Raw genomic sequence first — 24,740 nt, forward strand, 5'->3', positions numbered from 1 at the left:
GCATCGAGAAGGCAACCAAATTCGCCTATCGCATGCGCCATCACGTCATCGACATGGGCGAAGCGCAGGGCCAGGGATACGTCGGCCAGGCACTCGGCGCCGCGGACATCTTCGCCGCCGTGTACGCGGAGCGGTTGAACTACCGGGCCGACGATCCGCACTGGCCGGAACGAGACCGGTTCCTGCTCTCCACCGGCCACTACGCCATCGGGATCTACGCCGCACTTGCCGAAGCCGGCATAGTCCCGATCTCCGAACTCGAGACTTACGGGTCCGACGAATCCCGGCTTCCGATGTCCGGAATGGCGACGTACACACCGGGTATGGAGATCTCCGGCGGCTCGCTCGGACACGGCCTCACCGTCGCCGTCGGCATGGCACTCGGTCTGCGCCTGCAGAATTCGGCGTCGCGGGTGTTCAACTTCCTGTCCGACGGTGAGCTCGACGAAGGTTCGACGTGGGAGGCGGCCATGGGCGCGCACCACCACCGTCTGGGGAACCTGATTGCCATGGTGGACATGAACGCGCTGCAGGCCGACGGACCCACCGCCGGCGTGCTGGGCATCGAACCCGTCCACGAGAAGTGGGCGGCCATGGGCTGGAACGTCTACCGCGTCGACGGCAACGATCCTGTCCAATTGTCCGATGCGTTCGACTCTGCCTGTGCCGCAGCAGCTCCCGTCGGAAACCCGTCGATCGTCATCTGCGACACGAAAGTCGGATTCGGCGTCCCACTTCTCGAGACACGAGAAAAGGCGCACTTCATGCGAATCGACGAAGACGAATGGGCGATCTGCCGTCGTCAACTGACCGAGCGATTCGGCACGCCGTCCGATGCCGACCGAGTTCTCGACCCGACCTACCTGCAGGAAAACGAGGTCCAAGCATGACCACCACGACCGCACCCAAGCTCAAGACCTCGGCGATGATCGCGTCGTTCGTCGATCCCGGTCAGCGAACGGTGACCGCACCGTTCGGCAACGCGCTGGTGACTGCAGCTCGAGAGAACGACAAGATCGTCGGGCTCAGCGCCGATCTGTCCAAGTACACCGACATGCACATCTTCGCGCAGGCCTTCCCGGAGCGCTTCTTCCAGATGGGCATGGCAGAACAGCTGCTGTTCGGCGCCGCGGCAGGGATGGCCGAGACCGGGCTGATCCCGTTCGCGTCGACGTACTCGGTGTTCGCCGCTCGCCGAGCGTACGACTTCCTGTGCCTCGACGCCGCGGAGCCGATGCTCAACGTGAACATCGTCGGTGGATTGCCGGGGCTCACAACGGGTTACGGACCCAGCCATCAAGCCACGGAAGACATGGCGATCTTCCGCGGCATGCCGAACCTGACCATCGTGGACCCGTGCGATTCGGTCGACATCGAGCAGGCGGTCCCGCAGCTCGCCGCGTCGGACGGTCCGACCTACCTGCGCCTGCTACGCGGCAAGGTCGCCACCGTGCTGGACGAGTACGACTACACCTTCGAGCTCGGCAAAGCGAAAGTGATCAGGCCGGGAAACGACGTCGTCCTGGTGTCGAGCGGCCTGATGACGATGCGTGCACTGCAAGCCGCGTCGAACCTCGAGAAGCACAACATCGACGTCGCCGTGGTTCACACACCTACGATCAAGCCGTTCGACGCCGAGACGGTTCTCGCCGAACTCGATACGCCGCGACTGGCGTTCACGTGTGAGAACCACACGAAAATCGGCGGACTCTTCGAGACGGTGGCCTCGGCGGTCGTCGAACGGGGCCTCGGCAAGAGGATCGGTGCCATCTCGCTTCCGGACGAGTTCCTCGCCGCCGGCGCCCTACCGACCCTCCACGATCGCTACGGCCTGTCCACCACGAGCGTCGAGGCCCGGATCATGGCCGAGCTGTAGGCTGACTGTCGACAGGCAGCGGTCGACAGAGAGCGGTTTCACGATGGCCCAACCCGGCGCACTCCTCGGACTGCAGAAGACGAACCTCCGTCAGCAAGCAGTCACCGCCCTCCGCACGGCCATCACCAGCGGAGAACTGCACCCTCGCAGCGCGCTCGTCGAAACCGAACTGTCCGAACGACTTCAGATCAGCCGGGGGACCCTCCGCGAGGCACTGCGACAGCTGCAGCAGGAGGGTCTCGTGGTCACCGGCGCCCGGGGTCGGTTGTTCGTCCGACACCTGGACACCAAGGAAATCCACGACATCTTCGCCGTTCGCGCCGCACTCGAGGCCCTGGCCGCGTCGGTCGTCGCGACCAACGCGGACAGGGCGACGGTGACCGCGGCGCTACGAGACGTTCTCGCGCGCATGGGTAAGGCCCGCCGGACCGACACCCTCGACGACCGCATCGAAGCCGATCTCGACTTCCACCGACTGCTCTGCGTGTCGGCGCAGAACGACACCCTGCTCCACTCGTGGACCAATCTCGAGGGGTCGATCCGCATGTCGATCATGTACGCCGGCCGCGGACAGGCGGTCGGCAACATGGACGTGGACCGACACCTCGAGATGGTCGACGCGATCGATACCGGTGATCCTGTCGCCGCTGCGGACTCCGTGCGGGCGCACATGCATTGGGCAGCAAGCAATCTGGTGGGATAGCGGCGCGACTACGTCCCGCAGAACGTCTGGAATCCGTCCAGAAACCCCCGCGGCGCCGGTTCGGCATAGTGCGCCCATTCTTCGGAGCGGTCGAAGGGATGGGTGACCGCGTCGAGGAGACGCTCGAACGGATCGAGATCCCCCAACGTCGCCGCCGTCAGCGCCGCGTCCACCTGGTGGTTCCGCGGAATGTACAGCGGGTTGACCTGGTCCATCGCATCGGCGACGGCCACCGGGTCGTCTCCGGTCGCGGCGAGCCACCGAGCCAGCCACGGTTCGACGGCGTCACGCGGAAGGATCGACTCCAGCGGGCCGAAGTCACCGCGCAGATGATCTGCGAGCGCGCGGAAGGTCAGGGTCCAGTCGGCGCGATGATCACGAAGCAGCGTGAGTAAGTCGTCGACAAGGGCCTGGTCGACCCCGCTCAGGCCCAACTTGGCGGCCATTCCCGTCATGTAGTGGCGGCGATACCGGGCACCGTAGCCGTCGAGCACCTTCGTCAGCGCCGTGATCGCATCGTCCGGAACCGAACTCACCAGCGGCAGAAGCGTTTCCCCGAAACGGGCTAAATTCCAGCCGAGAATCGCCGGCTGATTCCCGTAGGCGTAACGGCCACCGTGATCGATGGAGCTGAACACCGCAGCGGGATCGTAGGAGTCCAGGAATGCGCACGGACCGTAGTCGATGGTCTCGCCGGAGATCGTCGTGTTGTCGGTGTTCATCACGCCGTGTACGAAGCCGACCAGCATCCAGCGCGCGACGAGCGACGCCTGCGCCTCGACGACAGCCTCGAAGAACGCCAGATATTTCTCGTCGTTCGGAAGGTCCGACAGGTGCGGATAGTGACGCGAGATCGCGTAATCGGCCAATGGCTGCACCAGTCCCTCACGGCGTGAGGCGAATTCGAAGGTACCGACCCGTAGGTGACTGGACGCGATGCGGGCCAGGACGGCGCCTGGCTGCGGCCCCTCCCGCAGCACGTCCTCCCCAGTCAGGGCGACGGCCAACGCGCGCGTCGTGGGGATGCCGAGCGCGTACATCGCCTCGCTGATCAGGTACTCCCGCAGCATCGGTCCGACTACCGCACGGCCGTCACCGCCGCGCGAGAACGGCGTCGGTCCGGATCCCTTCAGGTGCAGGTCGACGAGAGCGCCGTCGTCGCCGCGCAGCTCACCGAGCAGCAGGGCACGTCCGTCTCCGAGCAACGGGACAAAGCCGCCGAACTGATGGCCCGAGTACGCCATCGCCACCGGCGTGGAACCTGCGGGAGCGTGCGCCCCCGACAGTATCGCCGCGCCGTCGTCGCTTCGCAGCGCCGCCGGGTCGAGACCGAGCGTCTGGGCCAGTGCATCGTTGGACACGAGCACTCGCGGCGCCGGCGCGGGCGCACCCTGCCACGGCACGGTGAGACCGTCGAGTGCGGTGATCATCGTGTTCTCGAAGGCCAGTTCCGTCATAGTCCAGGATTACCACGAATCACGGGACCAGCGCCGATCGCGGATAGCCCTCGCCCGAGAACGTCGCCTCGATGTCGCGAAGGGGCCGCGGTGGACCGACCACACTCGAGAGCGCCGCGGTCCGGCCCAGAAAGTCGACGGCCTCGACAAGATCGGGCAGCGCGTAGTTGTGGCTGCCGACGACGGTGACGAGATCGCGGACGATGCGCTCCGGGTTCACGTCGACCGAGGGCCCGGGAAAGACCGATCCCACCAGAGCTATTCGGCCACCGAGCTCGACGATGGCGAGGGCCGCCGAGACCGAGGACGACTGTCCCGACACCTCGAAGACGACGTCGACGCCGAATGTTGCTGTCGTCGTTGTCAACTCGTCCGGTGAGCACGCGGCGTCCGCGCCCAGAGCCATCGCCTGCCGTCTTCGGGCGGGGTCGGGGTCGCACGCGAGAACGGAGGCGGCTCCTCTATCGCGGGCATAGGCGACGGCCGTGAGGCCCAGCATCCCGCATCCGAGCACGACGACCGCGTCGCCGGCGTCGAGATTCACGCGACGTGCCGCGCAGGTGATCGTCGCCGTCGCGCAGCCGGCCGGCGCAAGGAGGCCGGCCGGTAGGTGCTCCGGAACCGCCACGATTCCGGTGCCGTTCAGGAGATGAACGTGCGAGGCGAAGCCCCCGTTCAACGACCACTCGTCGGTCATGGCCTCGTGTCCGTATTTTCGGACGTGAAGACACTTCTGCGGAATGCCCCGGAGGCATCGTCGACACGCGCCGCACGAGGTTCCGACGGTCCAGACGACTCTGTCACCGACGGTGGCCTGTCCGTTCGATTGCACTACCCGCCCGACGCTTTCGTGGCCCAGGATCGTGGGCACCGGGGTGGAGCGGTGACCGCCGACGGTGTGTAGGTCGCTGCCGCAGACCGTCGACATCTCGACCTCGACCAGTACCTCTCCCTCCGCGAGGTCCGGCCACGGCATTTCTCGTATCGAGAATCCGTGACCGGACCACACTGCGGCGGTGGGGGTCATACAGCCAGACGCTTGCGGACGGCACCGCTGAGCAGGTCGACCGCCACCACCAGGACGAGCACCATGAGGATGTAGGTCATCATCTCGTCGAACCGGAACAGCGAGATGGACTGGTTGATGAGGAACCCGATGCCACCCGCGCCGACGAGACCCAGCACGAGCGAGGACCGCACGTTCACATCGAGCCGGTAGAGCAGCAAGCCGACGAACGTGGGCACGACGGTCGGCAACACCACGTGCGCAGCGACCTGTGCGCTGGAGGCGCCGGCAACGCGAAGCGCATCGCTGGGACCACTGTCGATCTCTTCCATCGCCTCCGACCACAGCTTCGCCATCACACCGGTGTTGTGCAGGATGATCGCCAGAACACCGGCGAAGGGTCCCAAACCCACTGCGGTGACGAAGATCAGCGCGAACACGATGTCCGGAACAGCCCGCAGGAACGACATGATCCCGCGAGACGCCTGATACACGAACGAGTTGCGGCTCGTGGTGCGGGCCCCGAGGACGGCCAACAGGATCGAGAACGGAATGGAGAAGGTGGTTCCGACCAACCCGATCGCCAGCGTCACCAGACACGCTTCGATGCCCGGCTTCACCACCGTGGCCCACGTGAAGTCGGGTGGCACAGCAGATTCGAGGAAGTCGACGATACCGCTCCACCCACTGACGAGCGCGGTCACCGACACGTCGGTTTCTCGCACGGCCCACCAGTGAAGTGCGATCAGAGCCGCGACGATGACGGCGGCAGCGATCAGGCCTGTCCGACGACGGGGACGCGGAGGTACGGCGAGGCGGCGAACCGCAAGTGTGGTCATAGCGATCCATCCAGTGGTGCTGGTTTGTAGAGTGCGGTGACGGTGTCGTCGTCCAAATCGAAGGCCGCGCAGGAGAATGTGATTCGGCCCTGTTCCAATCCGACGATGCGGTGGCAGTGGCGACGCGCCAGATCGGGCTGATGCAGGACGGCCGCGACGGCGATACCGTCGGACGCCAGCGACTGGAGCAACTCCATCACCGTCACCGCAGAGGCCGGATCGAGCGCCGAGACCGGTTCGTCCGCAAGCAGGACCGGCGCACGTTGGCACAGTGCCCGTGCGATCGCGACGCGTTGCTGCTGGCCTCCGGAGAGGCGATCCGCGCGGTCGTGCGCACGGTCCGCGAGGCCGACTCGGTCGAGGCACCCCATCGCTTCTTCGCGCAGCTCACGACCGAACGCAAGCGTCGACCAGGACTGACGGAGGGACAATCTGCCCAGCGCACCGGCACAGACGTTGTCGAGAACCGACCGACGTCCGACGAGGTGAATCTGCTGAAAGACCATGGACGCCTTGCTGACGTGTCCTTCTTTCGGCCCACCCGTGACGGTGATCGTGCCGGCGTCGACGGGGGTCAACCCGACGACGCAGCGGAGCATGGTCGATTTGCCGGACCCGTTGGATCCGAGGATCCCCACTACTTCGCCGGCGTGCACGTCGAGGTCGACGTCGTGCAGGACCGTGCGGTCGCCGAACGACGTGCGGAGGCCACTTATGGACAGCGCCGGCACGGTTCCCGGACCTGTTGCCGGGATGGGCGTCCGCGGAGGCGCTTTCACGGCCGGCGTGACGGTCATTCCGCGTCCTTGATGGTCAGACCGAGCGACGTCGCGAGGTCGAACAGCGGCTGGTACGTGTCCTTGTTCACCTTGACGAGCTGTCCGGGCGGGTCCACGTCGAGCAATGCGCCCGCTTGGGCGACGGTGTCGGCCGGCAGATCCACCAGTGCGTCTGCGACTGCCCGCTGGAACTCGGGACTCGTGCCCCCGGCGACGGTGATGGGGTCGTTGGGGATGGGGTCGGAGGTCCAGACCTGCCGGAACTTGGACGTGTCGAACTGGCCTTCGCCGGTCGACGTCGCCAACTGCTGCGAATTGATCTCGGCTGCATCGACTTTGCCGTTGGCCAATGCCAGCAGTGCTTCGGGATGCCCGCCCGCGTAGGTGATCTGGACATCGGAGTCCTGCATGCCGTCGTCACGAATGGCCATGCGCGGCAGTCCGTCTCCGGAGGTGGAGCCGGGCTCGGACAGCGCGAGCGTTCGGCCGCGCAGATCGGACATGGACCTGATGTCCGAGTCGTTCGGAACCCAGACGCCCGCCGTGTAGCTCGACAGCGATCCGTCGGCGAGACCGAACGACGCCACTGCTTGCGCGTTGGCTTCCTGGCTCGCGAACACGTACCCCAACGGGCCGAAGGAGCCGAGTTCGAGTTGGCCGTTCTTCATCGCGAGAACCTCGGCGGAGTAGCTGTCGACGACGGTGACCTCGACCGGGCAGTTCAGCTTCTGGGACAGACCTTCGCCGATGACCTGAAAAGCAGGAGTGAGCTTGGCCGGGTCTTCGAAGGGTTCGACGCCGAACCGAATCTTGCCACCGGGGCAGGTCGGTGACTCGGCGGCGGCCGTGGAGTCGTCGCCACCACCGCATGCGGTGAGAGCGGTGACGCAGGCTAGGGCAGCAAAAATCGCTGCAGCAGAACGGGACTTACGCATGTGGGTGCTCCTGAAGTAGACGTTTGTCAGAACGAGTCGAGAACGTGCGGGGCGAGACCGAACGCGGTTGTCATGCCGATTCCCGAGGTCACGGAAACCACCTGAACGTTCGGGGCGGGACTGGCGGTGAGGAATTCGGTGTGCGGGCTGGTGGCGTAGATTCCTCGCCACCGGCGCAGCACGGTCAGGGGGGCACCCAGCAAGCGGGCCCCTTCGCGGAGAAGCAGGTCTGCGTTCCGTTCGTCGTCGAACGGGGTATGGGTGCGCGCGTAGTGGTGCGTGTCGCCGAGAACGAGTGCGCCGTCGGGGCGTTGAGTGAGCATGAGATTCATGACGACGTCGAGCAATTCGGGAGCTTCGTCGGCGATGCGGGCGCGCACCGCACCGGCCGACGGCATCGCCGACAACCCGCTGTAGCGCAGGATCGACAGTCCGGTCAGGACGGCGGGGTCGATCACCATCCCGTTCGGCGGTGCGACCTCGAGCATCTGGAGTCGGCACCGCTCGACGTTCCATTGCTCGGCAACGTCGGGGAACAACCGGTCGACATCGTGACCGACCGCGTGCACCACTCGCTGTCCGCGAATACGGCCTCTCGACGTGACCACGACAGGCATCGTCGAATCGGACTCGATTGCAACGACGTTGGCTCCGAAGACGAAGGTAACGCCTTCGGACTCCAACCATTCGGTGATCGCCGGCACGGCCACGCGGGGATCGACCCGAAGGTCCATCGGGAAGTGCGCGGCGGTCATCGCCTCCACACCTCCGGACGGAACGTCGAGAACAACCTGGTTCGGCCCACGCTCGGCTGCGAACTCCTCGAGGACCGCGGCTTCGTCTGCAGCGCGGGCGATCACGAGCGTTCCGCACTCGGACACGTCGAAGCCGGCTTTGCTCCCCACCGTCAACCACCGCTCGCGGGCGGCAAGAGCGAAGGTGAGTCCGAGGCCGGATTGTGCTGTGGTGCAGACGTGTCCGAAGTTGCGGATCGAGGCGCCGACGGCGCGATCGTCACGCTCGACAACCGTCACGGAGAGGCCGCGCAGGAGCGCGTCGACCGCGTGGGCCAGTCCGACGATGCCGGCGCCCACGATCACGAGGTCCGCGTCGTCGATGGCGGGAAGGGTGTTGGTCACGACGACAACCATCGACGGTCGCCACGCCTCCGTCAACCGCTGAACGCAACTTGTCTGTACATGTTTACCGAGAGTTCACCTGGTCCGAGCAGGACATTTTCTGGGATTCTTGGCATAGTTACCTCCGACCGGTCCAGTTGTTCAGTCAGGTAGGAGTCTTCACTTCGATGTCTCTCCCGCTTCACAGTCGCGTCGCCGACGCACTGCGCACCGAGATCGCCGACGGTGTGCTGGCCGTCGGATCGCCCGTCCCGTCGGAATCCGCACTGTGCGAACGGTTCGAGGCGTCGCGCGGCACCGTGCGCGCAGCGCTGGGCACCTTGCGCAACGAGGGGCTGATCGCCGGTGGGCGTGGCCGTCCGCCGACCGTGTGCGCGCCGGCGGTCGCGCAACCGTTCGAGACGTTCATGTCGTTCACCGCCTGGGCCCAGTCGATCGGCCGCGCCCCCGGCCAACGGACCCTCGAGGTGGCTCGGCGTGCGGCGAGTTCGGTTGCGGCCACCGCACTGGGCCTCGACCCCGGCACCACGGTCGTCGACGTCCTACGTCTGCGCACTCTCGACGGGTCACCGGCGTTGTTGGAACGGTCGAGTTTCGTCGAGTCCGTCGGCCGAAAACTGTTCGACTTCGATCCCGACTCGGGGTCGATATACGCCTACCTCATCGAGCAAGGTATCGACCTGCACGGTGGCCGCCACACCATCGACGCGGTGCTCGCCTCCGATGCCGATGCCGCAGCACTGGACGTCGACCCCGGCGCCGCACTGCTACGCGAAAGACGCCGAGCCACCGACAGTTCGGGCACACCGCTCGAGTACGCCGACGACCGGTACCGGCCCGATCGCGTCACCTTCACCATCGACAACACCCAGTCGACCCACGACCTACGCATCGTCAAGGAGATTTCATGAGCACGCGCCCGAATTCGACCGGCCTCCGGCCTACCCGCCCATTCGACCTCGTCAGCCTCGACATGGCCGGCACGACAGTCGACGAGGGAGGCTTGGTGTACGAGGTGCTGGCTGCCACGGTCGTCGACGCCGCGGGGCGCCCACTTCCCGACGTTCTGCTGTCACAGTGGAAAGGGACGAGCAAGAAGGAAGCCATCGCCGGGCTGTTGCACGGTCTCGATGCCGACGACGTGTCGGTCGAGAGCGTGTTCGAGGATTTTCGCAGCCGCCTGATCACGGCCTACCGCACCAATCCCCCGAAACCCGTTGCGGGCGTGCCCGAAGCGTTGGCCGACCTGCGAGCCAACGGCGTCAAAGTTGCTCTGCAGACCGGGTATTCGGCCGACATCGCCGACGCGATCCTCGAGGGGATGGGGTGGGCTGTCGGCGACACCGTCGACGCGTTGGTCACGTCCGACATGGTCCCTGCCAGCAGGCCTGCGCCGTATCTCGTCTTCAGGACCATGGAAGCGACGGGGATCATCGACGTACGACGCGTGCTCGTGGCCGGCGACACCCCGAACGACATTCTGGCCGGCCACAATGCGGGCGCGGGATTCGTCGTCGGGGTGCTGAGCGGGTCGTTCGGTGAAGAAGAATTGGCGAAGACGCCGTTGACGCATTTGCTGCCGAGTCTGGCCGAGATCGGCAACGTCGAATAATTGGTCACCATTGACGGCGCGCGGCTCGGTCATGCCGTTGATCGAGCCGCGCCCTCATCGGGTCTCGGTCAGACCAATTCAGGATCCCAGGTTCAGATTGCGCAGGATCTCGGCGATGGCCGAGACATTGAAGAAGTCGGTGAAGTTCAGGAAATTGGTGAGAGGGAGAATGTTGATCATGTAAGTCCTTCCAGAGGGGATGACGCACCGTTGTGACGACGGCTATTTTGTATCCCGAATGGAAGTGCGAATGGACAGCTTCTGCGTTGTGTCATTTCACGAAACCGCGCGGTTTGCTCCGCAGTTCACACGGACCGGCCATCACAGCAGTCGGTCAGCCAACCACTCGACCGTCTTCTCCCGCACCGCATCACCGTGGTCCGTGAACAGCTCGAAATGGGATTCGGGAAACGACACGTACTCGACGTCTTTCACCCGTGCAAGCGCCTTGCGCACCCTGGCCGGAGGGGTGATGGTGTCGGATTCGGCAAGGATTGCGAGCACCGGAACACGCACCATGGAGGCAGCTTTGCGCGTCGACCACCGCAACATCTTCGGCAACGACGCGACGGTCACCTCGTTGCGGTAGGTGTCCGCGCCCTCCGCCATCGTCGCGGCCCATTCGTACGCCCCGTCCGAGTTCATGGTTGCGACCTCCCCCGGTCGTCCCGCAGCAGGAATGGTGAGGCCGGGGCGACCGGCGGCACGCCTCAGCACATCGCGCACAACGACCGGTGCAAGCCCGAGGTTGCCGGTCGGCGACAGGCTGATGAAGGGGATGATCGCGGCGACGGCCGTGACCCGCTCATCTGCGGCAGCGACGGCCAGCGCGTGCCCACCCGACATGCTCGTGCCCCACACCCCAATTCGCTCCGGATCGATACACGGGTGGTGCACGAGATGCTCCAGTGCGGAATGGAACGTCCTCAGCTGCTGAGGTAGGTCGATGTGTTGGCGCAACTCGCCACCACTTGCTCCGAAACCCGGGTAGTCGAACGCAAGGGACGCGATACCGAGCGCAGCGAGATCGCGGCTGTAATCCGGAATGAGCATTTCTTTGACCCCGGCGAAGCCGGGTGCGGTGAACACCGCCGGAAACGGAGCCACACCAGCAGCTTCCGGCAAGGTCAACGTCGCGGACACATCGATCCCGTCCACGACCAGCGTCTCAACTCGAGTGATCACTCGGCCCCCGTTCTCGACTACGATCGTAGTGAGAGGATGCACTACGATCGTAGTGAAGGTCAACCGGTCAGCAGCAGCCGTACCCCGCTTCGAATGTCCGCACGAGATGGAACGCGCTCCGCGGCAGTGATGTGAGCGAGAAGAACCCCGTCGGCCCAGGCAACGATCTGCACGGCCGCGTCCGTCCGATCAGCCGCCATGCTAGTTGCGCTGCAGACGTTTTCGGCGAGTTCGACAAACCGCGATCGGGCCGCAGCCATCAGCGGGGCGAGTTCGCCGGATCGCGAGGCCTCCAGGATCAGCGTGTACCGGGCAATCAACACCTCGCGGTTGGCAGGGCGCAACCACGCATCCATCACGTCAGCGAACACGTCGGCCGCAGCGTCGATACTCATCACGTCGTCACGTACCGAGACGCTCTGCACGATTGCCATCTCCCGAGCAACGATCACGTCCAGGGCCGCGCGCAGAAGATCGATCCGTCTGGCAAACACATTCGATGCCGACCCCTCCGGCAATCCCAGCGCACGATCGAGCCGTCGATGAGTCAGACCGTGAACGCCACCCGCTGCCAACAACTCGATCGCACCGTCGGCCATCAGTGCGCGCCGATCGGTGGTGGTCGAACGGGCTGCCGTCATTGCTCGATTCTAGTGACTACGCTCAGCGCGGGCCCAACTCTGCGCCCGTCTGCGCGTCGATCACCGTGATCGCCGACACCGGACACGAGTCCGCAGCATCGAGATACGACTCCCGAGGCTCCACCGAGCCCGATGTGGCTCGTGCATACCCGGATTCGAGCTCGAACTCGTCCGGTTCGATGGCCGCGCACATGCCGCTGCCGATGCAGGCGTCGCTGATCTCGATCTTCCACGTCATCTCGTCACCACCCCACCATGAGTCTCTTCGGCCCTCGGACGATCATTTCGGCCTTCCACTCGACGTCTTCCACCCGCAACGTCGGCAGGATGCCCGTCAGACTCCGTAGCGCCTCCTGCAGTTCCATTCGCGCCAGCTGAGCACCGAGGCAGTGGTGTGCTCCGTGGCCGAAACCCATGTGACCGGACGAATCTCGACTCGGATCGAACATCTCCGGGTTGTCGAAGCGGTTCGGGTCCCGATTGGCCGACGCGATACTGACCACCACCGCATCACCCTTCTCGACGAGAGTGTCGCCGACTCGAACGTCCTCGAGGGCATACCGCGGGAATCCGCCGCCGATACCCAGCGGGACCACCCGCATCAGTTCCTCGACTGCGCCGGGAACAAGACTCGGGTCGTCGTTCAGCCCCTGCCAGGACGCCCCGTCGCCGACCAGGTACAGAACGAAATTGGGAATCTGGGTGGCGGTGGTTTCGTGGCCCGCGATCAGAATGCTGTTGCACAGATCGATCAGTTCGAGTTCGGACAGCTTGTCGTCGACGTCGCGGGCCTCGATGAGCGCCGTCATGAGGTCGTCGGCAGGCTCGCGACGTTTGAGGTCGACGAGCGACCGCATGTACTCGCGCAGTTCCTCTCGCGACGCCGAGAACTGTTCGGCAGAGAGCGAACTCGTCGAGAGTGCGTTGTCGCTCCACCGCCTGAACAGCGGTCGATCCTCGACGGGGACGCCCAGCAACTCGCAGATCACCTGCACCGGGAGTGGAAGCGCGAGGGCGTCGACGAGGTCCGCGGGCGAACCGCCGGCGACCATGGCGCGAACCATGCTGTCGGACAGTTCGCGGACCTTCGGGCGCAGGGCCTCGACACGGCGCATGGTGAACGCTTTCGATACGAGCACCCGAAGGCGGGTGTGATCCGGTGGGTCCATCGACAGGATGCCCGAATTCTGTCGTCCCTCACGCAATCGGGGTTCGTCGTGCGCAGCAGCCTCTGCGCGGGAGAACCGTCGATCGCCGAGGACGGTACGAACGTCGTCGTATTTGGTTGCAAGCCAGGCGCGTTCGCCGAACGGCAACGCGACCCTGGGCATCGACGACCGCCCGCGAAGCTCGGCGTACTTGTCGTCGAGTTCGAGATTGTCCGGCGAATTGAACGGATAGTTCAGCGGCTTTTCGTCCACACTGGTCACGATCGGCTCCCCCTCGAGCGACAGTTGGTTACTGAGGGTAACTATAGCGAAGGCGTAGAGCTACGTCACCGTTTCGCGGGCCAGCACCCGCCCCCGCGCCAACGCGAACGTCGCAGCCAACACCAGGACGACAGTCACCACGACGGCCACGAGAGTCGGAACAGTGGTGGAGAATCCCCTCAGCCATGCGGCGCCGACCCCGGCCGCCGTCGCGAGAATGCCCCCGATCGGCAGGACCAGAGCCACGGCCCGGGTGGTTCGCCGGGCCAACGGATCTGCGCTCGCGGCCATAGTCAACCGAACGGCACCGACCGCACAGCCGTACGCGAGGAGTGCGCTGACGACGTACAGAACCAGGATCGTTCCGTAGGACACCGCAACCGAGGTGCCCGCCGGCGACCCGACGAATGCCGACCCCACGTAGAAGAGCGCGGGCGACAGCCCCACCGCGGCCCCGACTGTCCCGGCCGACGCGACCCTTCCGATCCGGCCACCGTCGGGACCGAGTGCCCGGATCCCGACGCCGTACAGAACGACGCCCACGAAAAGCCCGACCGCCGCACCGACTGTGGCGGTGGTGACCTGAGATGCCCACGGCCCGGATGCGTCACCGAGGAGAGAGGCACCGGACACATAGGCGGTCCATCCGGAAGTCGGGCTGCCGAGCGCGGCACCCAGAAGGGCTACGCCGATGCCGAAGACGGCGAAACCGAGGGCTTGTCTCCACATGGCGTCATCATTGCTCACGGCGCTCTCGCATCGAGAACCGTGTCGCTCGAAACCGAACTGACCGGCCGGTCAGATCCGCCGTCACAGGAACTTGCGTACCGAGAAATTGTTTTCGGGTCGGCGGTCGATTCAAGTGCCTCCACAATGATCGGTACCAGGGAAGTAGAAATCGAAATCATCTGCCAGGGCTCGCTTTTCGGTCATCCCGGGCTTACGATCCTGCCCATGCCGCCATTGTCAGAATGGTGGCTTACTACACAGGGGAAATACCATGTCCACAGACTTCGATCGTCCTGTCACGCCCACCGACGACAACAAACTCGCACGCAAGCGAAAGATTCGAGCGCTGCTCGCAGGTGGCCTCGTTCTCGGCGTCGGCGCCGCGATCACCCTCGCCGCCTGGACGGACAACGTGTTCGGCAAAGCCACTTTCACGGCCGAGAATTGGAACGTCCAAGGCGACTTCTCCGCGGCCGGAACTGGGGTCTGGGATGAATACGACACCGTCGGTACCGCTGGAACATTCAACTACACAAGCACTTTCAACGCACTGAGCCCCGGAACCACCGTGTACGCGCCGGTTGCGCTTCGCGTCGGAACCAGCGCCGGTGCAGGTGGCGCGTACGCGGCCAACGTGACACTCAACGGCGCCACACCCACGACGGGTCCGCTGACTACCTATCTGACCTACACCGTCGTCAGCGGGGTTTCGGCAACTGCCTGCAGCGCAGGGACCCTCACGGGTGGGACGGCGATCGTCCCGGCCGGAAGTACGTTGGCTACGGGCAGTGCCGCCAATGCCGTCACGCTCCCCGCCGCCGGAACCGCTGTCCCGCTGTGCTTTGCGGTGACCCTCCCGTCCACCGTCACCGCAGCTCAAGCGGCCGGTAAGACCACCGGCACCGTCACCTGGCAGTTCGCTGCCACGGCGGTTGTCTGATCGGCGGGTCCGCCTCCTCGCTGCATCCGGTCTGGTCGTCGGTCTGGTGGTCGCAGTCGCCACCACGACCGGTGTGGCGGCAAGCTGGACCGACAAGGCATTCGGAAGGGCGTCGTTCTCGGCCGGCACGTTCGGTTTTCAATCGACGGTGGACGGTGGCGCCACCTGGGCGACGCACACGGCGGCCGCACCGGCCACGCTGACACTCGGAACCAGCGGTACCGCAATGCTTCCGGGTACGTCTGCGTACGGGGCGGTGTCCCTCCGGGCGGTGACGGCCTCGCCTGCCGTGGCCGTGACGGTCGACGGAACGACCTCCACGGCAACAGGACTGGGTTCGGTCATGCAATACACAGTCGTGCGGTCTGCGACGTGTACGAGCGCATCCTTCGCGCCCGGCTCGACATTCGTGGTCGGCTCGGCGAGTACCGGGGTCCCGCTGTCGTCCGATTCCGTCGCTGCCGCGCTGACACTGGCTGCCGGTGCGCCCAGTGCGCCCGGTACCGCGACTCCGCTGTGCTTCCGACTCACCCTTCCGGACACGACCGCGGTCTGGACCACACCTGGATTCACAGCCCAATCCTTGACGGCCACATGGTCGTTCATCGGCACAGCCTGAACCGAAAGAGATGTCATGAACGCCGGACTCGTTACGCCGCGACGACGAACCGCACTCTCGCGAGCAGGTGATGCGCTGCTGAACGTGCTCGCACTGGGCGGCATCGTGTGTATCGCGCTCGTCGTCATGGCGTTCGTGTTCAACGTCTCCTTGATCATGTTCAAGACGGGATCGATGTCACCGACGATTCCGACCGGATCCTTGGCCGTCGTCAGACAGGTACCGGCCGAGTCGGTGGTTCCAGGGGACGTCGTCACGGTGGACCGTGTCGGTGACCTCCCGGTCACACACCGCGTCGTTCGAACCACACCGGCGTCGAACGGTGAGACGTTCCTCGAACTGAAGGGGGACGCGAACAAGTACGAGGACCCCGCCGGGTACAACGTGACCGAGGTCCGCAAAGTGCTGTGGTCCGTTCCGGAGCTCGCCAAAGCGATTGTGTGGCTCTCGAATCCGTTCGTGCTCGGCGGTATCACGATCGCCATGACCATTCTCGTCGTCGCCGTCTTCTGGCCTCGTACACCCAAGCCGCACCCATGACGCGACCGCACTCCGTAGCCGTCGTTCTGCTTGCGGTGGTCGTTACCCTCGTCGGTGTCACCACGCGCATCCACCGCACCGACGCGGCATGGACAGACGTGGACCACCTTGCCGCGCCGGTGTCGTCCGGGTACTGGCCGACGAGTGGGAATGCGCGTGCGGAGGTGGGAAGGGTGTCGTCGATCAATTTCACGGTCGGTTTGCTCAGCGGCGGGAACGCGTTGCCGTGGGCGGGACCCACTGCGGTCGGCACACAGGCCTCGCCAGGGGCAGTGACTGCCTCCGGCGCCGGCCCTTACGTCACGGGCGGCATTCTGTCTGCGGTCAATCAATTCACCGCCGGCAGCGCTACCGGTTCCTCCATCGGCGGGTCCGTGTGCGCGTCCTACTCGTGGGGCCCGTCGTCACCCTCGCAGTGCGTGTCCGCACCGCAGAAGGTCTACGCGACGGGCACGTTGTCGTCCTATCGGCTGAACGCGAACCTACTGCTGGGCGTCGGAGCCGTCGATGCGTTGACCGTTCCGTCGCCGATCTCGGCTGCGGCTGCGTGCAACCTGAGCGCCCCCACAGCAGTGAACACGGCGACCCGCGCTGCAGCGGCCAACGCCACGACGGGTAACCAGGGGACTGTCCAGGTCAAGGGGAACGCCGTATCGATTCCCGCGGCGGGCGGGACGACGAATTTCTCGTTCGCACAGGGTGGACTGCTCTCTGCCGCCGTGTCCGGTTCGTTGACCAGCACTGTCACGCAGAGCGTGACGAGTGCGCGGTCCACCTTGGTGATGGACGCCCGCGTTCTGAGGTTGGACATCGTGGGTCAAGTACTGCTGGACTTCACCTTTCGCGCCGTACTGGTAGACGTGTCCTGCGGTACGGCCGGATCCGCTCCCGCACCCCTGTCGGGTGGACTGGCGCCCGCGGCACGAGCGGCGGCACCCGTTCCTCCGGAGGAGGCGACCGTGAGCACGACGCCGTCCGACACGTCGACGACGACAACGGCACCCCCGACGACCACCGAATCATCCACTGTCACCGAATCATCCACTGTCACCGAATCATCCACTGTCACCGAATCATCCACTGTCACCGAATCATCCACGACCACCGAATCGCCCACGACCACCGAAGTTCCCACGACCACCGAAGTGCCGACCTCCAGTGCTGCAACGACCACGAGCGATGTTCCGATCACCACGACGACCGCGGTCACGACCACGACGCCCCCACCGACGACCACGCCCCCACCGACCACGACTCCGGCGACGGTCTTCGACGGTGACGGACCGGTGCGCGGCATCGTGACCGTCGACCGTCGGTCGTGCACCGCGAACGTCGAACTGCCGACGTCGTTCTCGTGCGACGACGGATCCGTGTTGGAGTTCGGAGCCGAGGAGTTGGCGGAGCCGACGATCGTCGGCGGACTGTGGGTCCCGACGACAATCGACGGCGTGTCCGTGCCCGTGGCTTCTGCGACCCGCGGCTAGGTCGTCACCTGTGCGGCGGGTGTAGGCGGTTGCCCCACGAACGCAGTCGTCGAGCGGATACGTTTACGGAAAGATCTATCGGAAGCGAGTACGCCAGTGAAAGCCGCAGTGTTCGACGGCACCAGCCCGTCGTTGACCATCGAAGACATTCCCAAGCCGACGCCGCGACGCGGTGAAATACTGCTGAAGGTCGCCGCATGCGGGGTCTGCCACACCGACTTGCACGTGCTCAAGTCCGAGGTCGACTTCCCCGTTCCCGCCGTCCTGGGCCACGAAGTCTCCGGCATCGTCGACGCGATCGGCGACGGTGTCGAGAACGTCGCCGTCGGGGATCGCGTCGTCTGCGCCTTCATCATGCCCTGCGGTGACTGCCGCCACTGCGCCCGCGGCAAAGAAGACCTCTGTGAGAAGTTCTTCGCGTTCAACCGGCTCAAAGGCACGCTCTACGATGGGGATTCACGACTTGCCCGCCACGACGGCACCCCTCTGGCGATGTACTCGATGGGAGGACTCGCCGAGTACTGCGTCGTTCCCGCCTCCGACGCGTTCCCGGTTCCGGACGGCGTCGGTCTCGACGAAGTGTCCATCCTCGGGTGCAGCTCGTTCACCGCACTGGGAGCGATCAACAACGCGCAACTCTCCCTCGGCGACAGGATTGCCGTCATCGCGGCCGGTGGGGTGGGTTCGTCTATCGTCCAGTTCGCCTCGGCGGCAGGCGTATCGCAGATCATCGCGATCGATATCGACGACGACAAACTGGCCGCAGTGCAGGCGCTGGGCGCCACTCACGTCGTCAATTCGAAAACCTCCGATGCTGTCGCCGAGGTCAAGGCCCTCACCGACGGGCACGGCGTCGACGTCGCATTCGAAGCGCTGGGCAACCCCCACACCTTTGCCACCGCGATGGACATCCTGGACGACGGCGGCCGCGCGGTCGTCGTCGGGATCGCTCCGGCCGGCAGCGTCGGTGAGATCGACCTGGCGCGAATGGTACGGCGCAAGTTGGAGATTCATGGCTCCTACGGCGCGAAAGCGCGCACCGACATGCCGGCGCTGCTGCGCATGGTGGAAGGGGGAATCGTCGCCCCCGAACGGGTCATCACCCGCCGCTACACACTCGATCAAGCGGACGAGGCCTACCAGGCGCTCGCCCGCGGAGAAATCACCGGCCGCGCCATCATCGAGATGGGTACGGACTGAGGGAGACCGATGCCGCTGCCACCCCACGTCGCTGACCTGACCAGCATCGACCTGCTGTTGTCGGTCGCCGAGCTGGGCAGCATCGGGCAGGCTGGGCGCGCCCACGGGATGTCGCAACCAGCCGCGAGTTCTCGTATCCGAGCCCTCGAACGACGGGTAGGCACCCCGCTGCTGCAGCGTGGGCCTCGGGGGACCGTTCTGACCGAGATGGGAGAACTCGTCGCGAGCTGGGCCGAACCGGTTGTGCGTTCTGCAGAACAGCTGGCTGCAGCCATCGCTACGCTGCACGCCGAACGCAACAGTCATTTGCAGATTGCGGCCAGTTTGACCGTCGCAGAGTATCTACTACCGCGGTGGTTGGCGTCGCTGCACACCCGGCATCCGGCGATCGTACCCACGTTGACATCCGGCAACTCCGCACTGGTCGCCTCGCAGGTGCTCGGCGGTACGGCTCATCTCGGCTTCGTGGAAAGCCCCACAGTTCCTGCGGGATTGGAACACAGAGAAGTCGCACGTGACGAGTTGGTCCTGGTCGTCGCGCCGGACCACCCCTGGGCGACTCGCACACCCAGCGTCACCGAGGTCGCCGCGACGCCCCTCGTGACGCGCGAATCGGGGTCGGGAACGCGACTTGCGTTCGAGAGCGCCCTCGCGGCAGACGGTTTCGAGGTTGTCGCACCGCAACTGGAGGTGTCGTCGACGACGGCGATCAAGGCGTCCGTCGGCGCGGGACTCGGTGCAGCAGTACTCAGTTCGTTGGCCGTGGCAGGCGAGACGGCTGTGGGCTCGCTTGTTCGAGTCCCGATCGCGAGGTTGGACCTGTGCCGCTCGCTGCTGGCGGTCTGGCCCGCCGGCCGCGAGCCGGTCGGGGCGGCGGCGGATTTGATGGCGGTTGCCCTCGACCCATAACGACAGGTTATGGGCTGACCACGAAGTACTGTCTACCGGACCCGACCACGCAGGCGCATCGTGAGTTCATGACGATGACCACCCGGACCGAGAACGTCACGCCCAACTGGTTTGCCGCGATCATGGGCACCGGTATCGTGTCGAACGCTGCAGCCACTCTCCCGGTGCACGCCCCGGGGTTGCGTGCGTTCGCGGTGGTCGTATGGGTTTGCGCCGCAACGGCACTCGCGATTCTGTGCTGCGCGTTCGCGGCGCATTGGACGTCGCACCGAACCAACGCACTGGGACACGCACGCGACCCGATCATGGTCCAGTTCTACGGCGCCCCGCCGATGGCGCTGCTGACCGTGGCGGCCGGTGCAATGCTGGTCGGGCCCGACGTCGTCGGCACCACCGTCTCCGGCGTCCTGTTCGTCGTCCTGTGGACCCTCGGCACCGCGGCCGGACTCACGACGGCGGTGGTGGTGCCCTACCTGATGATGACCGCACACGACCACCGCCAGGTCGTCGCACTTCCCGCCTGGCTGATGCCCGTCGTGCCGCCGATGGTCTCGGCGTCCACGGGGGCGCTGCTTCTCCCCCACATCGCCGAGGGGCAGTGGCGGCTGACGCTGCTCGCCCTCTGCTACGCGATGTTCGGGCTGTCGCTGATCGTCGGGATGCTGACCATGGCATCGATCTACAGCCGCCTGGTTCACGGCGGCGTTCCTCCCGTCCAAGCCGCCCCGACCGTATGGATCGCCCTCGGACTCGTCGGCCAATCGATCACTGCCGCAAACCTTCTGCCGAGTGCCGCACCCGCCGGAATCAGCGGCGGCTTGCGCATGTTCGGCATCGTGTACGGGCTCGTCATGGGTGGATTCGGAGTGTTCGTGTTCGCCCTTGCCGCCGCCATCACCGTGCATGCGTTCCGGCGGGGACTGACCTTTTCGCTGACGTGGTGGTCGTTCACGTTCCCCGTCGGTACCTGTGTCACCGGTGCCACAGCCCTGGGTACGGCGTTGGGCTCCACCCTGATTCACGGTCTGGCCGTGGTGCTCTACGTCGCACTCGTCGGGGCGTGGGGGACGGTGGCGGTACGGACGGTGCGACGATCGGGTCCGCGCCCTCACGCCCTGCCGACCACCGCCGCGATCAACGTCGCCAGTTCTTCCGTAGCCTGACCTGGTGACAACGCTCCGGTGACCGCCGCCTGCGAGAGCGCTTCTGCGGCACCGAATATCGCGGTGATCGACGATTGCGGAATCTCACCAGCGCCACTGAACGGGGCGAGTACGGCACCGCACCGCTCGAAGTACGCCTGCTCGGCCTGACGCTTCACCTGCTCCAGTTCGGGTGAGCCTTCCAGGGCCGCCAGCACCCCGGTGAGTTCGCGGCCCTGCGCCAGGGTGCACCCCACATACGAATCGGCGATGGCGCCTGCTCGCCCCTCCAGCGATTGCTCGGCGACCGACAACGATTCCTCTAGCGCAACCGACTGCCGACCGTCGAACTCGGTGAACAACGCGGCCAGCAGTGCGTTGCGTGACGCAAAATGGCTGTACACCACCGGTTTCGCGACCCCGGCGCGCTCCGCGAGGCGGCCGAGAGTGAGCGCGTCCGCACCTTCCGCCCGCACGAGCGACCATGAATGGTCGACCAACTGATCGAACCTGTCGGCACGCGAGAGTCTCGTTCGCGTCATCTTAACCTCCTTGCGCTATGTACTAATAGTAACCTACTGTCGGTACATAGCCCGCTCGCCCATCGAAGGAAACGTTCATGACCAGCCTCGTCGTAGTGTCCCACCCGTCCCCCGACTCTCTGACTCACCACGTGGCCCACGCTGTGGCGCGTGCGATCGGTGACGCAGGGTTTGCCGATTTGGCCGCGGAGGGATTCGATCCCCGCTTCTCCGAAGCCGATGTCAATTTGTATCAGGGCAAGGGAACCACCCCACCCGATGTCGCCGCCGAACAGCGGCGAATCGACCGGGCAGACAATCTGGTACTGGTGTTTCCGATGTACTGGTGGTCGATGCCCGCACTGCTCAAGGGATGGATCGACCGGGTTTTCGTCAGCGGCTGGGCCTACGACTACGCCCCCGGAGGCGAGTTCGTGAAGAAGCTCGACCGTCTGACCGTCCACGTGGTGGTCGTCGCGGGTGACGATGCAGACAGTTTCGAACGACACCGAATCCATGAGGCCGTTCGGACGCAAATCGAGCGGGGAATCATCGAATACTGCGGCGCACGAGTCGGTTCGACGACCTATCTGCACGAGTCGGACACGAAGAGCCGCGAGACGCTCGCCGACGAGATCGTGGAGCTGAGCACGACGGTTGCCGAGCGTGTCTCTGCGCGCACGCAGCTCAGTTTTTCCTGAGCCGGATCACGCCGAGATACCCCTGAAGAGGTTGTCGACCAGCCGGTCGACGAACGGGACGTTCAGGGACTGGTCCGGGATCAGCAACCGGTGGTAGCACGCTCCCCACAACTGGTCCACGACGCTCTCGCTGTCCAGGTTCTCGCGCAGCTCCCCGCGCGAGCGAGCTGCGTCGAGACGCTCGACAGCCAACGCGCGACGCGGCGCCGAGTACGAAGACAGGTACGCCGTCAACAGCTCGGCATCGGTCTGCGCCGCGCCGATCAGTTCTCGAAGCACCTCTCCTGCGGGGGTTTCGGTCAGCAAACCCACGAACGCGTGCAGTTGAGTCCGTAGATCCGCCTCGACACGACCCGTATCGGGAAATTCGAGCACGTCGGACACCGCCGTGAAGTATCCGGCCAACGCGAGCGCCCCTTTCGACGGCCAGAACTTGTAGATGGTCACCTTGCTGGCCCCACTCAGGGCTGCCACCTTGTCGATGGTGAAGCCGCCCATGCCGGTCTCGAACAGCAGCCCACCTGCGGTTTCGAGAATGTCTCGGCGGACTTCGTCCGTAGGTCTACGTCCTCGTGCCATGTCGACTCCTGATTTATATGGACGCATCGTTCATATTCTGATTTAATGAACTCATCGTACACATCGAACCTCGCAAGGAGAGTCTCATGTCGAACAACACCACCCCCCGTGTCGCACTAGTCACCGGAGCGTCCGGAGGAATCGGACGCGCTGTCGCCGCCCGCCTGGGAGCCGAGGGGATGGCGGTCGGAGTTCACTACGCCGGCAACAGAGAACGGGCAGAGGCAACCGCCGACGCCGTGAACAGCGCGGGCGGACAGTCCCATCTGGTCTCCGGCGACATCGCCGACGAAAATGCGGTGTCCACGATGTTCGACGAACTCGAATCACGCTACGGCGGTGTGGATGTCGTCGTACACACCGCAGGAATCATGCTTCTCTCACCCCTGACCGAACTCGCGTTCGACGATTTCGATCGCATGGTCCGAACGAACGTTCGCGGCGCATTCGTCGTCAGCCAGCAGGCAGCGAGACGCGTCCGAGACGGCGGGGCGATAGTGAACTTCTCGAGTTCGGTCGTGAAACTCGCCCTGCCGAACTACGGCGCCTACGCCGCGACCAAAGGTGCCGTCGACGCACTCACCCTCATTCTGGCCAAGGAACTGCGCGGCCGAGACATCACCGTCAACACGGTGGCCCCCGGGCCCACCGCCACTCCACTGTTCCTCGACGGAAAGTCGTCCGAGGCGGTCGACGCCATGAAGAAGATGACTCCGCTGGAACGCCTCGGTGAGCCCGAGGACATCGCCGAGACCGTCGCGCACCTCGCCGGCCCGGCCCGGTGGATCAACGGCCAGATCGTGTACGCGAACGGCGGAATCATCTGATGGACAACACGACTCGAAAGGACGACAAGATGAACAAGGTCATCGTGGTCACCGGGGCGTCGAGTGGTTTCGGCGCCATGACGGTACGACACCTGGCAGACGCCGGGCACACCGTGTTCGCCGGAATGCGCAACACCACGACGCGTAACTCCGGCGCCGTCGACGATGCACTGGCGTACGCGGCGCAGCATGATGTCGATCTTCGAACCGTCGAGATGGACGTCTCGAGTCAGCCCTCGGTCGATACCGCGATCACGTCCGTGATCGAGGAGGTAGGGCAGCTCGACGTGGTCGTCCACAACGCCGGCCACATGGTCCTCGGACCTACGGAGGCGTTCACGCCGGACGAACTCGCCGAGGTCTACGACACCAACGTGCTGTCGACACAACGCGTCAATCGTGCTGCTCTGCCACATCTTCGGGAACGTGGCGACGGACTGCTGGTCTGGGTGGGCTCGTCGAGCGCCCGCGGCGGCACACCGCCGTACCTCGGACCGTATTTCGCGGCGAAGGCCGCCATGGACTCGCTGGCTGTCTCTTACGCCGCCGAGGTCGCACGATTCGGGATCGAGACGTCCATCGTCGTACCGGGTTCCTTCACTACCGGGACGAACCATTTCGCGCGAGCCGGCCATGCTTCGGACGCCGACGTCGCAGCCGACTACGACGTTCGCTACCCGGGCTTGATGGACCAGGTATCGCAGCGCCTCGCCGAACTCGCACCAGCGGAGCAAGATCCGACAGAGGTCGCACGCGCCATCGTCCGGGTCGTCGACACCGGCAAGGGGCAGCGCCCGTTCCGGGTCCACATCGACCCCGCCCACGACGGGGCCGAAGAGGTGTTCGACGTCGGCGACAGGGTGCGAGACGACTTCTACCGGCGCATCGGATTGAGCGACCTCCTGCGGCCTACCTGACAGGAAGGGTGTCAACGCCCGCGAGACGGA

The 24,740-nt window shown here is 65.3% G+C and carries 28 protein-coding genes; 15 read left to right on the forward strand and 13 right to left on the reverse strand.

All coding sequences use genetic code 11. The features are described from left to right. The first annotated feature begins 32 nt into the window (after nucleotides 1-32). From IEW02_RS21230 to IEW02_RS21240, 3 genes are read left to right on the forward strand one after another with little or no spacing between them, the layout of a single operon-like run. Nucleotides 33-890, forward strand: coding sequence for a transketolase (locus IEW02_RS21230; protein WP_188547025.1), 858 nt, complete (start codon nucleotides 33-35; stop codon nucleotides 888-890). Further along, complete coding sequence (locus IEW02_RS21235) at nucleotides 887-1,876, forward strand: transketolase family protein (protein WP_188546885.1); 990 nt, start codon at nucleotides 887-889, stop codon at nucleotides 1,874-1,876. Before IEW02_RS21230 ends, IEW02_RS21235 begins: the two co-directional genes overlap by 4 nt. 43 nt (nucleotides 1,877-1,919) lie before the next feature. Further along, entirely contained in the window at nucleotides 1,920-2,579 is a 660-nt protein-coding gene (locus tag IEW02_RS21240) for a GntR family transcriptional regulator (protein ID WP_188546886.1), read from the forward strand. Between the two features lie 8 nt (nucleotides 2,580-2,587). Here IEW02_RS21240 and IEW02_RS21245 read toward each other — a convergent pair whose 3' ends face one another. From IEW02_RS21245 to IEW02_RS21270, 6 genes are read right to left on the reverse strand one after another with little or no spacing between them, the layout of a single operon-like run. Then, nucleotides 2,588-4,036 (reverse strand): protein adenylyltransferase SelO, encoded by a 1,449-nt coding sequence (locus IEW02_RS21245; RefSeq protein ID WP_188546887.1) that lies wholly within the window; start codon nucleotides 4,034-4,036, stop codon nucleotides 2,588-2,590. Nucleotides 4,037-4,055: 19 nt separating this feature from the next. After that, nucleotides 4,056-5,063, reverse strand: coding sequence for a zinc-binding dehydrogenase (locus IEW02_RS21250; RefSeq protein WP_188546888.1), 1,008 nt, complete (start codon nucleotides 5,061-5,063; stop codon nucleotides 4,056-4,058). Next, entirely contained in the window at nucleotides 5,060-5,881 is an 822-nt protein-coding gene (phnE, locus tag IEW02_RS21255) for a phosphonate ABC transporter, permease protein PhnE (protein WP_188546889.1), read from the reverse strand. Before phnE ends, IEW02_RS21250 begins: the two co-directional genes overlap by 4 nt. After that, complete coding sequence (locus IEW02_RS21260; RefSeq protein ID WP_188546890.1) at nucleotides 5,878-6,678, reverse strand: phosphonate ABC transporter ATP-binding protein; 801 nt, start codon at nucleotides 6,676-6,678, stop codon at nucleotides 5,878-5,880. The genes phnE and IEW02_RS21260 overlap by 4 nt, the downstream gene beginning before the upstream one ends. Continuing rightward, nucleotides 6,675-7,595 (reverse strand): phosphate/phosphite/phosphonate ABC transporter substrate-binding protein, encoded by a 921-nt coding sequence (locus IEW02_RS21265; protein WP_188546891.1) that lies wholly within the window; start codon nucleotides 7,593-7,595, stop codon nucleotides 6,675-6,677. Before IEW02_RS21265 ends, IEW02_RS21260 begins: the two co-directional genes overlap by 4 nt. Before the next feature lie 26 nt (nucleotides 7,596-7,621). Beyond that, complete coding sequence (locus IEW02_RS21270; RefSeq protein ID WP_229746208.1) at nucleotides 7,622-8,734, reverse strand: TIGR03364 family FAD-dependent oxidoreductase; 1,113 nt, start codon at nucleotides 8,732-8,734, stop codon at nucleotides 7,622-7,624. A gap of 167 nt (nucleotides 8,735-8,901) precedes the next feature. On the opposite strand from IEW02_RS21270, the gene IEW02_RS21275 reads away from it, so the two are divergent. Together IEW02_RS21275 and IEW02_RS21280 are read left to right on the forward strand one after the other, a co-directional pair. After that, the gene (locus IEW02_RS21275) at nucleotides 8,902-9,645 is read left to right on the forward strand and encodes a GntR family transcriptional regulator (protein ID WP_188546893.1); all 744 of its coding nucleotides are present in this window, start codon (nucleotides 8,902-8,904) and stop codon (nucleotides 9,643-9,645) included. Next, on the forward strand, nucleotides 9,642-10,346 hold the full coding sequence (locus IEW02_RS21280) for a phosphonatase-like hydrolase (RefSeq protein ID WP_188546894.1): 705 nt from the start codon (nucleotides 9,642-9,644) through the stop codon (nucleotides 10,344-10,346). The genes IEW02_RS21275 and IEW02_RS21280 overlap by 4 nt, the downstream gene beginning before the upstream one ends. Nucleotides 10,347-10,667: 321 nt before the next feature. On the opposite strand, the gene IEW02_RS21285 is transcribed toward IEW02_RS21280, so the two are convergent. Genes IEW02_RS21285 through IEW02_RS21305 form a run of 5 tightly spaced genes read right to left on the reverse strand, consistent with a single transcriptional unit; the run spans nucleotide 10,668 to nucleotide 14,349 of the window. Further along, nucleotides 10,668-11,531, reverse strand: coding sequence for an alpha/beta hydrolase (locus IEW02_RS21285; protein ID WP_188546895.1), 864 nt, complete (start codon nucleotides 11,529-11,531; stop codon nucleotides 10,668-10,670). Nucleotides 11,532-11,590: 59 nt separating this feature from the next. Continuing rightward, entirely contained in the window at nucleotides 11,591-12,172 is a 582-nt protein-coding gene (locus IEW02_RS21290; RefSeq protein WP_188546896.1) for a TetR/AcrR family transcriptional regulator, read from the reverse strand. A 22-nt stretch (nucleotides 12,173-12,194) separates the two neighbouring features. Beyond that, nucleotides 12,195-12,410 carry a ferredoxin gene (locus IEW02_RS21295; RefSeq protein WP_188546897.1) on the reverse strand — a complete coding sequence of 72 codons (216 nt, stop codon included), beginning with the start codon at nucleotides 12,408-12,410 and terminating at the stop codon, nucleotides 12,195-12,197. Between the two features lie 4 nt (nucleotides 12,411-12,414). Further along, a complete protein-coding gene (locus IEW02_RS21300) occupies nucleotides 12,415-13,602 on the reverse strand; it encodes a cytochrome P450 (protein WP_188546898.1) in 1,188 nt (395 codons plus the stop codon). A 60-nt stretch (nucleotides 13,603-13,662) separates the two neighbouring features. After that, nucleotides 13,663-14,349 (reverse strand): hypothetical protein, encoded by a 687-nt coding sequence (locus IEW02_RS21305; protein WP_188546899.1) that lies wholly within the window; start codon nucleotides 14,347-14,349, stop codon nucleotides 13,663-13,665. Nucleotides 14,350-14,602: 253 nt separating this feature from the next. Here IEW02_RS21305 and IEW02_RS21310 point away from each other — a divergent pair, with 253 nt between their 5' ends. From IEW02_RS21310 to IEW02_RS21340, 7 genes are all read left to right on the forward strand, one after another. Then, nucleotides 14,603-15,271: a SipW-dependent-type signal peptide-containing protein gene (locus IEW02_RS21310; RefSeq protein ID WP_188546900.1), complete on the forward strand. Its 669-nt coding sequence runs from the start codon at nucleotides 14,603-14,605 to the stop codon at nucleotides 15,269-15,271. Next, nucleotides 15,264-15,890 (forward strand): hypothetical protein, encoded by a 627-nt coding sequence (locus IEW02_RS21315; RefSeq protein ID WP_188546901.1) that lies wholly within the window; start codon nucleotides 15,264-15,266, stop codon nucleotides 15,888-15,890. Before IEW02_RS21310 ends, IEW02_RS21315 begins: the two co-directional genes overlap by 8 nt. A gap of 15 nt (nucleotides 15,891-15,905) precedes the next feature. Continuing rightward, on the forward strand, nucleotides 15,906-16,430 hold the full coding sequence (locus IEW02_RS21320) for a signal peptidase I (protein ID WP_188546902.1): 525 nt from the start codon (nucleotides 15,906-15,908) through the stop codon (nucleotides 16,428-16,430). Then, complete coding sequence (locus tag IEW02_RS21325; protein WP_188546903.1) at nucleotides 16,427-17,914, forward strand: hypothetical protein; 1,488 nt, start codon at nucleotides 16,427-16,429, stop codon at nucleotides 17,912-17,914. The genes IEW02_RS21320 and IEW02_RS21325 overlap by 4 nt, the downstream gene beginning before the upstream one ends. A 96-nt stretch (nucleotides 17,915-18,010) precedes the next feature. Next, nucleotides 18,011-19,114 carry a zinc-binding dehydrogenase gene (locus IEW02_RS21330; protein WP_188546904.1) on the forward strand — a complete coding sequence of 368 codons (1,104 nt, stop codon included), beginning with the start codon at nucleotides 18,011-18,013 and terminating at the stop codon, nucleotides 19,112-19,114. A gap of 9 nt (nucleotides 19,115-19,123) precedes the next feature. Next, a complete protein-coding gene (locus IEW02_RS21335) occupies nucleotides 19,124-20,023 on the forward strand; it encodes a LysR family transcriptional regulator (protein ID WP_188546905.1) in 900 nt (299 codons plus the stop codon). 68 nt (nucleotides 20,024-20,091) lie between these two features. Continuing rightward, a complete protein-coding gene (locus IEW02_RS21340; RefSeq protein ID WP_188546906.1) occupies nucleotides 20,092-21,186 on the forward strand; it encodes a TDT family transporter in 1,095 nt (364 codons plus the stop codon). Here IEW02_RS21340 and IEW02_RS21345 read toward each other — a convergent pair. Next, on the reverse strand, nucleotides 21,132-21,707 hold the full coding sequence (locus IEW02_RS21345) for a TetR/AcrR family transcriptional regulator (protein ID WP_188546907.1): 576 nt from the start codon (nucleotides 21,705-21,707) through the stop codon (nucleotides 21,132-21,134). The genes IEW02_RS21340 and IEW02_RS21345 overlap by 55 nt on opposite strands. A gap of 77 nt (nucleotides 21,708-21,784) precedes the next feature. Between IEW02_RS21345 and IEW02_RS21350 the strand changes: the two genes are divergently transcribed. Beyond that, entirely contained in the window at nucleotides 21,785-22,387 is a 603-nt protein-coding gene (locus IEW02_RS21350) for an NAD(P)H-dependent oxidoreductase (RefSeq protein WP_188546908.1), read from the forward strand. Between the two features lie 6 nt (nucleotides 22,388-22,393). Here the strand turns inward: IEW02_RS21350 and IEW02_RS21355 are convergent, their stop codons facing one another. Further along, nucleotides 22,394-22,966, reverse strand: coding sequence for a TetR/AcrR family transcriptional regulator (locus IEW02_RS21355; RefSeq protein ID WP_188546909.1), 573 nt, complete (start codon nucleotides 22,964-22,966; stop codon nucleotides 22,394-22,396). Nucleotides 22,967-23,052: 86 nt separating this feature from the next. On the opposite strand from IEW02_RS21355, the gene IEW02_RS21360 reads away from it, so the two are divergent. Together IEW02_RS21360 and IEW02_RS21365 are read left to right on the forward strand one after the other, a co-directional pair. Continuing rightward, nucleotides 23,053-23,793, forward strand: coding sequence for an SDR family oxidoreductase (locus tag IEW02_RS21360; protein WP_188546910.1), 741 nt, complete (start codon nucleotides 23,053-23,055; stop codon nucleotides 23,791-23,793). Then, on the forward strand, nucleotides 23,793-24,710 hold the full coding sequence (locus IEW02_RS21365) for an SDR family oxidoreductase (RefSeq protein WP_229746209.1): 918 nt from the start codon (nucleotides 23,793-23,795) through the stop codon (nucleotides 24,708-24,710). The genes IEW02_RS21360 and IEW02_RS21365 overlap by 1 nt, the downstream gene beginning before the upstream one ends. Nucleotides 24,711-24,740 lie beyond the last annotated feature (30 nt).

Source organism: Rhodococcoides trifolii (assembly GCF_014635345.1).
GTDB classification, from domain to species: Bacteria; Actinomycetota; Actinomycetes; order Mycobacteriales; family Mycobacteriaceae; genus Rhodococcoides; species Rhodococcoides trifolii.